The organism is Planococcus glaciei (assembly GCF_900099655.1).
GTDB lineage: Bacteria > Bacillota > Bacilli > Bacillales_A > Planococcaceae > Planococcus > Planococcus glaciei.
In genome coordinates this window covers 1-12,257 of the sequence record NZ_FNDC01000014.1, presented here as the reverse complement: position 1 = coordinate 12,257, position 12,257 = coordinate 1, and the positions used below count along the sequence as shown (strand labels likewise).

Here is a 12,257-nt window from a genome sequence, read left to right as displayed (position 1 = left end):
CATCCGACTTGAAAAAAATCATTGATTTTTCCCTGAACAATAAATTCGCCATCTGGATTTTAACCTTAATGGTTGTCATTGCAGGTTTGTATTCCGGATTGACGATGAAGCAAGAATCAATCCCAAGCATCACTTTGCCTGCCTTAACGGTCATCGCTCCATATCCGGGAGCAGCACCGGACGAAATTGTCGAAGAATTGACGATTCCAATGGAACAGCGCATCCAGAATATGAACGGCGTGGAACTGGTCACTTCTTCGTCCCTGGCAAATGCGGCAACGATCCAAGTCCAATACACATTCGAAACGGACATGGACGAAGCAGCCCGCCAAGTGGAAACCGCACTTTCTGAACTGTCATTGCCGGAAGGCGCAAGCGAGCCGGAAGTATCCCGCCTCAGCTTAGACGCCTTTCCGATTCTGACGCTCAGCATCAGTGAACCGGGAAAATCGTTGGAGGAACTGACCACAACCGTGGAAGAGAATGTATTGCCTCAACTTGAAGGCGTCGAGGGCTTATCTGATGCGCAGATTTCCGGACAGCGCGTCCAAAAAGTGACGATGACTTTCAATGAAGAAAAAATGGCCCAATACGGAATGACCCCTGACACAATCCAGCAATTGATCCAGGGATCGAATTTGTCATTCCCGCTCGGCTTAACAAACTTTGACGGCGAATTGAAAAACCTCGTCATCGATGGCAATGTTACAACGGTTGACGATTTAAAAGCGTTGCAGATTCCAGCTGTGCCGCAGCAAGCGGCTGGCGGAGCACCAACTGAAATGCCAACTGGGCAAGATCCAACAGCTGCCGCTGGAGCCGAACAAGGACAGGTTCCGCCTGCTGCTCCCGACATGAGCCAGGGCCAGAACCCGGCTGCCGCCGCAGTCCCTCCTGTAACCCAAGTGCCGACAGTGGCGCTCAGCGAATTGGCCGATATTGAAGTTGTGAGCGAAGCCGAATCGATTTCCCGCACCAACGGAGAAGAATCGATCGGCATCCAGGTCGTGAAATCGCCTGAAGCCAACACGGTTGAAGTGGCGAACGCCGTCAAAGACATAGCGTCAGATCTTGAAAAAGACTATGGGTTGAACGTTGCGACCACTTTTGACCAAGCAGAGCCGATTGAGCAATCCGTTGAAACGATGCTCAGCAAAGCACTCTTCGGCATCCTTTTTGCCGTAGTGATTATCCTGATCTTCCTGCGCAGCTTCAAAACAACGATCATTTCCATTATTTCAATTCCGTTGTCGCTGCTGATGGCGATTTTCCTATTGAACCAAATGGATATCACCTTAAACATCATGACGCTCGGCGCCTTGACGGTCGCAATTGGACGCGTCATCGATGACTCGATCGTTGTTATTGAAAATATTTACCGCCGCATGGCTCTGCCGGGCGAAAGACTGCGCGGCAAAGAATTGATCCGGGAAGCGACACGCGAAATGTTCATCCCGATTTTCTCTTCTACGGTCGTAACGATTGCCGTATTCTTGCCGCTGGCACTTGTCGACGGACAAATCGGCGAATTGTTCCTGCCATTCGCCCTAGCAGTGGTATTTGCCTTATCCGCTTCCCTGCTCGTTGCGGTTACCATCGTACCGATGATGGCCCACTCGATGTATGGCAAGCAGCTGCAGAATCTGGATGCAGCTAACTCCAAACAAAAAGAACACAAGCCAGGAAAATTGGCGAACGGTTACCGCCGCATTCTGGAATGGACGTTGAACCATAAAATCGTCACTTTCGGCGGTGCAACTGTTTTACTGGTTGCGAGTTTGTTCCTCGTACCGGTTATCGGCGTCTCATTCCTGCCGGAAGAAGAACAGAAAATGGTTATGGCGACATACAGCCCGGAACCAGGGCAAACCCTTGAAAATGTAGAACAGATCGCACTGGACGCTGAGTCGTTGATCGACGGCCGCGACGGCGTCACGACTTATCAGTACTCCCTTGGCGGGGACAGCCCGATGGCTGCGTTTGGCGGAGGGAGCAACTCGGCCCTGTTCTTTATTGAATACGACGATGAATTTGAAAACTTCAGCACTGAAGGCGATAAACTCATCGAAGAATTGAACGGCCAGACCGGAACTGGTGAATGGGCAGCACTCGACTTCTCAGCCACCGGTTCAAGCGGCATTGAAACCTTCGTGTACGGCGACAGCATCGAAGATATCCAAACGGCGATCGACCAAATCCAGCCGCTGATGGAAGAAAACGATGGGCTTGAAAAAGTCGAATCCAGCCTGACTGAAGCATATGACCAATACACCTTGGTTGCCGACCAGGAAAAACTCGGGGCTGCCGGCTTAACAGCAGCACAAATCGGCATGGCGTTAAGCGGCACAGGCGAAGCGCCGGTGCTGACTACCGTCAAGCATGAAAACAAGGATATTAACGTGTACGTAGAAGTGGCGCAAAAAGATTATGCAGCTATCGGAGACGTGACAGACGTCGAAATTCCGACTGCCCTTGGGACAACGGTTGCCATCGGAGACGTCATGACGGTTGAAGAAGGCAAATCGCCGGATACAATCGACCGCCGTGACGGACAGATGTTTGCATCATTGACTGCCGATGTAACAGGCAATAATGCCGCTGAAATCACAGCGGATATCGACGCGAAAGTGGACGATTTGGACTTGCCAAGCGGCGTGTCGATTGACCACGGCGGCGTCACCGAACAGATCAATGAGTCCTTTACTCAACTGGGATTGGCTATGCTGGCCGCAATCGCCATCGTCTACTTTGTGCTCGTCGTGACATTCGGCGGCGCTCTGGCACCATTCGCCATCCTGTTCTCCTTGCCGTTCACGGTAATCGGTGTACTCGTTGCCTTGTGGATTTCAGGAGAAGCGTTGAGCGTCAATGCATTGATCGGTGTCTTGATGCTGATCGGGATTGTGGTGACGAATGCAATCGTCCTGGTTGACCGTGTCATCCATAAAGAAAAAGAAGGCTATACCACTCGCGAAGCCTTGCTTGAAGCAGGTTCGACCCGTCTGCGTCCGATCTTGATGACGGCTTTAGCGACAATCGGCGCGCTCATTCCGCTTGCAATCGGAGCAGAAGGCGGCGGATTGATTTCCAAAGGCCTCGGCATCACGGTAATCGGCGGATTGACCAGCTCGACTTTATTGACATTGGTGATTGTGCCGATCGTCTATGAAGTGGTAGCGAAATTCCGTAAGAAACAAGTGAATTAATTAGGAGCCGCTCCAGCCGTTTTGGCTGGAGCGGTTTTTTTATGATGGAGCATGACTTTCTGAGAATACGCTCGGTTATGGTTAAAATATGCTCGGTTGCGAATGAAATACGCTCTGTAAAGGTTAAAATACGCTCGGCAAACTTAAAATTATGCTTCTAACGATAAAAGAGCCCGGACTGAAGAATTTCTTCAGTCCGGGCTCTTCTGTCATTGCTGCCGTAAAAATTCCAGCACTTTATCATCAATTTTTCGTTCTTCTGTCCAGCGGTCATCGAAGTTCTCGCGCAAAGCGAAGGTCTTCAATGCTTCCTGAACCTCGCCTTCGTATTCCGGCTGATCTGCACGCTCTAGCAATTCCAGCTTCACAAGCTGCTGCTTGATTTCTTCGAATACCGCTCCTTCGATATCAACAAATGCTTCAGACGGCATGCCGTACAGTTTATGCAGTTCGTATAAGCGCTGAAGCTCCTCGATCGGCTCCGGATGGTCATCGACGCGAAGATCGACTTTGACGTCATTATAGCCGCCGTACCCCGCCCCTTCCTGCAATACATAAAGAGCTGCCGATTGTTTGCCCCGGCTGTCTCCGCCTGCATGCTGCGCTGCTTCCAGTGCTTTCAGCAGCCGTTCGGCAAGCGGTCCTTCCGTTTTTTCAAACGTCTCGCTCATGGCAGTGACTGTTTCTTCACTGACCAGAATATTGCCCTGTGCGGAGTGATGCTTGCCGACTTTATGGCCTGCCCAATCGTAGCATTCTTCTCCGGTAAATGCGCTTGCTTCGCCTTTTGCATTGATGACGGCCACCTGGCGCAAATTTCTGCCGGGATCGCCGCTTACCAATTTCGCAACCACTTCTTCCGGCGCCATGCCTTGTTCCAATAGCGCCAGCCCCTCAGGTCCATAAGCCGTATTTGCCCAGGACTGCGTTGCTACCGCGCCAACATTGGCTTTTGCCCAAGGCACGACCGAGCCGACTGCCAAAAACTTTGATTGCACCGCCACGCCGACTTCGCCTGTCTCCGGGTCAGCGCCTACAATTGAAAACGTCGCAACAAGTTTACTTTTATCCACTAATTCCCTAACCACAAAATCTCCTCCTTAAAATAGCTTCATTCGGTATTCCTCACGTCTTCTTAATACCCGCATGCCCACAATTTTGGTTAACTCTTTCAATAAGCCTTTCATAAAATACCTCCATTAAAAGTAACGCTTATAGAACTAACCCTATTAAAAAGTCACCATTATTGTTTTACATTAATTTTTCCTATTCCCACTTCACTATACCTAATGAAAAAACTTCAAACAACCGAATTTTCCAAATAAACAAAAACCTGCACTTTCAACAAAGTGCAGGCCCTGTTTCCTCAATTCTCCCGAATAAAATTAAATTTGTTTTTCAAAATCTTTAATTCCACGATAACGTTCATGCGCTCAATGCCTGTCACTTTGTTTAATTTCTGCTCGATAAAGTCACTTAATGCTTCATTAGACTCCACGCAGACTTCCGATAAAATATGATATTCGCCTGTAATCAACGCCACGAACCGCACTTCATCCAACTCGGCTAATTCCTTTGCACATTGCTCCAATTGATCTTGGGATGCGGCAATTTGGATGGCGGCAATAACATTCAAGCCGATTTTCATGGGGCTTACGACACCGACAATTGACAAGGTGCCGTTTTCACGCAAATTGGAAACACGCAGGCGGATCGTTCTCTCGGCAACACCAACCCTTGAGGCAATCTCCTTAAAGGTCATCCGCCCATCATCCTGCAGAAACGACAAGATTTTTAAATCCAGTTCATCGAGGCCTTCTGTATGTTCCGCCATCCTCTCAACTCCTCTGCGGTTCAGTGTTTTGCTTATGAAAAAAGAATAGCACAAATATTTACAGCAAAACAGCTTCCAGCCATTTCATTTCATCAAAAATAGCCCGGTGAATGTCGGGCTATTTTCTCTATTTTTCCTTCTGAGCAAGGCATGAAGCTAACGAATGATTCACACTCAATTTACTCCTCCAAATTCAACTTCGTATCCCGTTTCGTCCCTTTCAAAAACAGCAAGTAGACGATTCCGATTGCCAGCCAGATAAACCCAAGCTGTTTCGACAAGGCATCCAAGTTCCACCAGACGTAAGCAATGATAATAAACCCGACCAGCGGCAAAACTAAATGCTTGAAATAGTTTTTGCTTTTCTTTTTGCCGATAAAGTAGATGATGACTGACACGTGGAGAAAAAGAAAAGCAGTCAAAGCCCCGAAATTGATGACGGAGGCCAACTCGCCAATACGGTTTGCGAAAAAGCTTGTTACAATCAATGAAATGATGGCTACGATGATGGTGCTAATATAAGGCGTCTGGAATTTCGGATGTACCTTTGCGAGCAGTTTCGGCAGTTTCCGGTCACGGGCCATGCTGTATAGCACACGCGATATTGCTGCTTGGGCAACAAGGGCATCGGCGATTCCCCAGGCTACCGCTGTGGCAATAATAGTCAGCCATTTAAGCCAAGCGCCTCCCGCTACTTCCGCAATCTGGTAGAATGCCACATCGGCATTTTCGAATGTCGTATAATCCGGCCAGATTAGTGCAGCTACCCAAGTCTGGATGATGAAGAGCACGCCGACTACGAGCAAAGACACAATAATGGCATTGCCGACCGCTTTTCTTCCCCCTTTTGATTCTTCCGCAAGTGTGGCAATTGCATCAAATCCCAAAAAGCTTAAGACAGCAATCGATACCGCTCCCATGACAAGCCCCAAACTGAATTGATCGGCATCATAAAGCGGTTTGTACGTAAATTCAGCACCGTTAACGCCTTGGGCAACTGCATAGATGCCGACCCCTACAAAAATGGCCAATACAATCAACTCAAGCACAATGATGATTTTATTGGCCTTCGCCGTAAATTCAATGCCGATGACATTGATCACGGTATTGATTCCGATAAAGAAAACGAGCCAAACGAGCAGCGGAATTTCCGGAACGATGTCATGGAGCGCCGCCGCACTGACCAGGTAAAGCAGTGCCGGCACAAAAATATAATCGAGCAGAATAAGCCAGCCGGCGAGAAACCCCGCTGCATCGTTAATGCCGCGCTGTGCATAGGAATAGACAGAGCCGGCAATCGGAAAAGCCTCAGACATTGTGGCATAACTGAGCGCCGTAAAAATCATGGCAACCATACCGATTAAATACGCCAATGCGACCATGCCGTTCGAGCCTTGGGCAATGATGCCGTAAATACCGAATGGTGCAATCGGCACCATAAAGACCAATCCGTAGATCATCAAATCCCAAAACGTTAGTGCCCGTTTCAACTCCTGCTTATATCCGGTTTCACTCAGAGGCTGATTCTCTTTAGCAGCCATCACTCTTCCTCTCCCCTCGGCTAATTTTTCTGAATTTAAAGAAATCTTACTCCTTTTCTATTTTTTTGTAAATCGTTTCTGGAATATAATTGTTATGCTAACGCGCCGAGTTTCCGATTATATTCTTATCATTTCGACAAAAGAAAACTATTTATTTATAAGTTTCCATGATATAATCGAATCATAAAATATCAGAATATTCTAATATAAGTAACATATGTAGGCAATATCTCTCACCTTTTCCAGCTGTATACATACCTAGTTTTTGATGCTGGGTAAAGAAAAAGGGGTGAGTCGAGTGAGTAACAAGTTATTTAAAGTTGCCGCTGTCATTTTACTCGTTTTATTTTCCATGTTTTCTTTTTCACCGCAAACTGAAGCAGCCAATTCTAAGTACGTCACGAAAGGCGCTACAACGAGCAAAGTGATTGCGTTGACGTTTGATGACGGATCCGACGGAACCAATATCAACAAAATTCTCCAAACCTTATCCGCCAACAAAGTAAAAGCGACCTTCTTCCTGACCGGTTCGGGAGCCAAAAATCATCCTCAGTCGATCAAGAACATTGCCGCACAAGGCCACCAAATCGCTAACCATTCTTATTCGCATCCGGATTTTACAAAATTGACTGCTGCCCAGATGAAAGCCGAACTTGATAAAACAGAAAGCACGATCAAAGGCATCACCGGCAAAACGACCAAGCCGCTGTTCCGCGCGCCTTTTGGAGCAAGCAACGCAAAAGTTCTGGCAGCTGTCGGCAATGCCGGGTACACGCATACGATTCAATGGAACATTGACACACTCGACTGGAAAGGCGTATCTTCCGCTTCCATTACCAACAAAGTGCTGGGCAACGTCGTGCCCGGCACCATTGTCTTGATGCATACCGGAGCCGGTGCATCCGGAACGCCTGGAGCTCTTCAAGGCATGATCACAAAGCTGAAAGCAAAAGGCTACACTTTTGTGACCGTTTCGCAATTGCTGAAATTGCCAACGTCTTCTCCGCCGCCTGCCAGCGGTGTGAAATACACCGTTAAAGCAGGTGATACACTTTACAGCATTGCGAAAAAGTACAACACGACTGTCGCTGCAATTGCCGCAGCCAATAAAATACCGAGTCCGTACATCATCCGCGTCGGACAAGTGCTGACGATTCCGGGCAAAGCCGTTCCGCCTCCTGCAGCCGTGATTAAATACACGGTGAAATCGGGCGATACGCTTTACGGTATTGCAAAGCGCTATAACACAACTGTCGCCAAAATTGCAGCCGCCAATAAAATACCGAGCCCGTACATCATCCGCGTCGGGCAAGTATTGACCATCCCTAGATAAACCAAAATGGAGTGAGGAAAATTTCCCTCACTCCATTTTTTACTGGTTCCCAAAAACCCGTGCCACTTCCTCTTTCAGTTCTTCTGCCATCGCCAATTCCTCGTGCCGGCTTACAAGTGCATTCACAATTCCCCGGTAATACCATTCTTGTTGTTCCTTGCCCCGGTTAAAGCGGTTCCACACTTCCTCTCCAGTTTCCTCGAAATCCAAGCGGATGGAACGCAGATTGTGCAGTTTGTCCGCAACTATAATGGCAAGCTCTTCCCGCGAGCGGGCAGCCAGCTTTGACACCGTATGACGCTTCCGATCTTCCCAGGGCCGCGATTTATCCGGCTCCGAAGCTGCTTTTACCAAAAGCAGCACCTGTTCTCCAAAAACCGCTCTTATCTCCTCCTCTGTTGCCGCTGTGTCTTCAAGCGTATCGTGGAGAATGCCGGCAGCGACCACTTCCTCTGATTCGCCTGCTTGCTGCAGCATCATGCCCACTGCAAATGGATGGCTGATATACGGGATACTTGTCCCTTTTCTGACCTGCCCCGTGTGCTTGAAGGCCGCAAACCCGATTGCATGATCGATTAAATTCCTCACGATTTTCCCCTCCTTGTTCTTACCGAGTACGTATTGGACTGGTTGAGTAGCATACAAGCTGGCAGACTTGAGGTTAAAAAAGTCTAATAGCTTTAAATCTGCCATAAGTAAATTTTTTCTAAATTTTATTAACAAAATACCTATTTTTATACGCATTTTATCATTAGATAAGATATAATATTCCAAGGTTTTCTATTTAATAGAAGATGAAAAAGGAGTTTTAACATGAAAAAAATCATTTCCACAATTAGTGTGATTGTTATTCTATTGGCTTTGCCCATTGTTCTCTGGAACCTGCAAAGCAAAGATCAGCTCCAAGTAGCGATTATTGATAAAACGGTGCCGAACGAAGATTACCGCGAGCACCACGGCTTGACCTGGCTTCTTAATCATTTCCAGTACGAGAAGGCCGATGGCACAAGCTATAAAAAAGACAGCGATTACTACGGTTTTGTTCCGGATGAAACTGAAAAAACGTACGGCATCCGTGAAATGCCCGATTCGCTTGAAGGCACAGACTTAGTATACGTGGCCGATACGTACGGCGTTTATGAAGACAACTTGCCATGGAATGATTCACAAGAAGAAGCAGCGCCTTCTCTCTTATATGGCGGAATGCAGATGGAAGAATGGACTACAATCAAAAATCAAGTTGCTGATAATGGCTCTGACCTTGTGATCGAGTTTAATTCCTTTGCCTCTCCGACGGATGAAGCCGTACGAAAAGATATGACCGAATTTCTCGGCGTCGACTCGACAGGCTGGAGCGGCCGGTATTTCGGCGAGTTAAGCGGGACTGGAGAAGAAGTGCCGGAATGGGTCATTTCCCGTTTTGAGAACTCCGGAGAAAAATGGGATTATAAGGGTCCCGGCTTTATACTCGTCAATGATAAAACCGAAGAAATTGTTGTTCTTTCCGAAGAACAAGGCGCTGTGGGACCAGAAGGGATAAAACTGGCATTTAACGACAAAGGCCAGGATCTATTTTCGTTAAACGATTCTCCCGCATTCAAATATTGGTTTGATATCAGTGAGCCAGCAGCCAGCGAAAACGTTTTGGCTGACTATGAATGGGACTTAACTGATTCAGGATCGGCTATTTTGGATGAGCATGGCATTCCTTCACAATTCCCGGCAATTTTGCAGCTGAAGAAAAATGATTCAGCTATCTACTTGTTCGCCGGAGATTTTGTGGACATTGGAGAGATTCCAAGTATTTATCAATACAGCGGTTTTGCAAAAATCAAGTCCCTACTTTCCTCTAATGATGCAGATTCCGACACTGCTTTTTATTGGAAAACGTATGCACCGATGATGGAAAGCATTTTGGCAAAGACGGAACAAAAACAAAGTACAGCAAAAAAAGAACCTGCAGCAGTTGTTCAGGCGGAACAAGACGGCATCAGCTATCCTTCCCGGATCAACGGCCAAACGTTTGAGGTGTATCAGGACAATAAATGGCAGCCATTTACGGTCAAAGGCGTCAATATGGGAATGGCAAAACCCGGAACATTCCCCGGAGAAGCTGCCATTACCCGAGAAGAATACGACCGCTGGTTCGAACAGATCGGCGAAATGAACGCCAACGCCATCCGCGTTTACACACTTCACCCGCCAGCATTTTATGAGGCCTTAAAGAGCTATAACGAAAAAGCAGAAACTCCTCTTTATCTTTACCACGGGGTCTGGGTGGACGAAGAACCGCTTGTGGAAAAGCTGGATGCATTTGATAAGGATATCACTCAAAACTTCCAGAATGAAATGAAAAAAATTGTGGATGTTGTCCACGGCAACGCAACAGTTGAAGAAAAACCGGGCCATGCAGCCGGAACGTATAAGGCAGACATATCCCCTTACGTGATTGGCTGGGTTATCGGCATTGAGTGGTTCCCCGATATGGTCGATGAGATGAACCGGCTGCATCCCGAACTGGGCGATTACGATGGCAAGTACGTCATGACAGATGGAGCCAATCCGATGGAGCACTGGCTCGCCATGCAGCTGGATTACTTAAGCGATTATGAAATGGGCAATTATGAGAGCATGCGTCCACTGAGCTTCACCAACTGGGTCACAACCGATAACTTAGAACAGCCGGCGGAACCGAGTGATGATGAAGACCTTGCATCTGTAGATCCAAATCACATCAAATCAAAAGATGCGATTCAAAAAGTCGGCATGTTTGCATCTTATCATGTCTATCCGTATTATCCTGATTTTTTGAACCTCGAGGAAAAATACACAGAATTTATTGACCATCGAGGCGAACGTAATAACTATGCCGGATATTTAAAGGATTTGAATGATTCCCATGAAATGCCGATACTGATAGCCGAATTTGGTGTTCCTGCTTCCCGAGGCAAGACACATGAAAACCCGTTCGGCTGGAACCAAGGGTTTATTTCCGAACAGCAGCAAGGCGAAATTGCGAAACGCCTGTATGAAGACATTTTAAATGAGGATATGCTTGGCGGCCTCGTCTTCACTTGGCAAGACGAATGGTTCAAACGCACATGGAATACAATGGATTATGACAATCCCGACCGCCGTCCATTCTGGTCGAATGCCCAGACGAACGAGCAGCAATTTGGCCTTCTCAGCTTTGATACGCTCAAAGTGAAAGTGGATGGCAAAGATGAGTGGACACCAGGTAAGAATTTATTGAAAGACGGAAAAGAATCATTGAAGTCGCTTGCAATGGACCATGATGAACGGTATTTGTACATCAAAGCTGAATTCAACGAAGACCAAAAGGACTGGTTGAAAAAAGAAGGCTTCAACCTATACTTCAATCTTCGAGACGGCAAAGGCATACCGGTTGAAACTGCACCGGATAAGAAGTTTAATGCCGATTTCCATTTGAAGATAAATGGAAAAGAGGATGCACAGCTCCTAGTGGCAGGCGACTACGATTCGTTCTACTATGATTATGCGGAACGTTTGAAAATGATTCCAGAATCCAATAAAGACATTTCAAAAGAGTTTCATCCGATTCGTTTGGCACTCAACAAAGAAAATGTTCGTCCCGATACAGGGGAAATTCTTCCCTTCTCTGCCTATGAAACTGGAGTTATGCAATACGGCAATGGGAACCCTGATTCCGATATGTACAATTCACTAAGCGACTGGTACTATTCAGAAGAAACCGGCATTCTGGAAATCCGTATTCCATGGATGCTGTTGAATGCCAAAGACCCAAGCCAACGTGAGTTTGCCGGAGATATGTGGAAAGATGGAATCGAAGCTTCGATGAAAGTTGAAGGCATAAAAGCCGCTGCTACGCTGACAGATTCCAACGGCAAGCTTGCCGGGTACTTCCCTGAAGGACAAGAAGCCAACTATTCATGGAAAAAATGGGACCTTCCTAAAAAAGAAGAACGCCTGAAACAATCCTATTATATTCTGCAGGACTTGTTTGAAAAGACCGAAATCGAGTAGGAGGGAGTGATTAACTCCCGACCTCTCACACCACCGTACGTACCGTTCGGTATACGGCGGTTCAATTAAGATGGATGACGCAAAGTTTCATAACGTGCGACCAGACTTTTGAGTCCTTGGGAACTCCAGTAGGAGTTTCCGAGGGCTCTGTGCAATACGGGACTTTTTGAAATTCGCCAGTAGCTCTTTCGCGAGTTGCCCCATTCATAAGCCTTCCCTTTCGGGATACTCAACCCGATGAGTTTTCTCACTTTCGTACTCGGCTTCTTCCAATCTTTCCATATGCACATGCGGAGCCTTCTTCGAATCCACGATTC

At 47.1% G+C, this 12,257-nt stretch carries 7 protein-coding genes and 1 pseudogene; 3 read left to right on the top strand and 5 right to left on the bottom strand.

Annotation, left to right across the window (positions count from 1 at the left end):
* Positions 1 to 8: 8 nt before the first annotated feature.
* A complete protein-coding gene (locus tag BLQ32_RS15500; RefSeq protein WP_074511021.1) occupies positions 9 to 3,206 on the top strand; it encodes an efflux RND transporter permease subunit in 3,198 nt (1,065 codons plus the stop codon).
* Positions 3,207 to 3,415: 209 nt separating this feature from the next.
* On the opposite strand, the gene BLQ32_RS15495 is transcribed toward BLQ32_RS15500, so the two are convergent.
* The 3 genes from BLQ32_RS15495 to BLQ32_RS15485 all read right to left on the bottom strand — a co-directional run bounded on the left by BLQ32_RS15495 (position 3,416) and on the right by BLQ32_RS15485 (position 6,581).
* Positions 3,416 to 4,294: a DUF1028 domain-containing protein gene (locus BLQ32_RS15495; RefSeq protein ID WP_139150564.1), complete on the bottom strand. Its 879-nt coding sequence runs from the start codon at positions 4,292 to 4,294 to the stop codon at positions 3,416 to 3,418.
* A gap of 278 nt (positions 4,295 to 4,572) precedes the next feature.
* Complete coding sequence (locus BLQ32_RS15490) at positions 4,573 to 5,040, bottom strand: Lrp/AsnC family transcriptional regulator (RefSeq protein ID WP_074511020.1); 468 nt, start codon at positions 5,038 to 5,040, stop codon at positions 4,573 to 4,575.
* Between the two features lie 179 nt (positions 5,041 to 5,219).
* On the bottom strand, positions 5,220 to 6,581 hold the full coding sequence (locus tag BLQ32_RS15485; protein WP_074511019.1) for an APC family permease: 1,362 nt from the start codon (positions 6,579 to 6,581) through the stop codon (positions 5,220 to 5,222).
* A 298-nt stretch (positions 6,582 to 6,879) separates the two neighbouring features.
* Between BLQ32_RS15485 and BLQ32_RS15480 the strand changes: the two genes are divergently transcribed.
* Complete coding sequence (locus BLQ32_RS15480; protein ID WP_244890374.1) at positions 6,880 to 7,914, top strand: LysM peptidoglycan-binding domain-containing protein; 1,035 nt, start codon at positions 6,880 to 6,882, stop codon at positions 7,912 to 7,914.
* Between the two features lie 39 nt (positions 7,915 to 7,953).
* On the opposite strand, the gene BLQ32_RS15475 is transcribed toward BLQ32_RS15480, so the two are convergent.
* Positions 7,954 to 8,502, bottom strand: a complete 549-nt coding sequence (locus tag BLQ32_RS15475; RefSeq protein WP_074511017.1) for an HD domain-containing protein — start codon at positions 8,500 to 8,502, stop codon at positions 7,954 to 7,956.
* Between the two features lie 225 nt (positions 8,503 to 8,727).
* Between BLQ32_RS15475 and BLQ32_RS15470 the strand changes: the two genes are divergently transcribed.
* Entirely contained in the window at positions 8,728 to 11,940 is a 3,213-nt protein-coding gene (locus BLQ32_RS15470; RefSeq protein ID WP_074511016.1) for a hypothetical protein, read from the top strand.
* A gap of 65 nt (positions 11,941 to 12,005) precedes the next feature.
* Here BLQ32_RS15470 and BLQ32_RS20055 read toward each other — a convergent pair.
* Positions 12,006 to 12,257: pseudogene (locus BLQ32_RS20055) on the bottom strand (group II intron reverse transcriptase/maturase); the annotation flags it as partial.

What these genes read in the sequence shown, in the direction of transcription:
- BLQ32_RS15490 (WP_074511020.1), bottom strand. Translation starts at nt 5,040, where the DNA reads ATGGCGGAACATACAGAAGGCCTCGATGAACTGGATTTAAAAATCTTG.
- BLQ32_RS15470 (WP_074511016.1), top strand. Translation starts at nt 8,728, where the DNA reads ATGAAAAAAATCATTTCCACAATTAGTGTGATTGTTATTCTATTGGCT.
- BLQ32_RS15485 (WP_074511019.1), bottom strand. Translation starts at nt 6,581, where the DNA reads ATGGCTGCTAAAGAGAATCAGCCTCTGAGTGAAACCGGATATAAGCAG.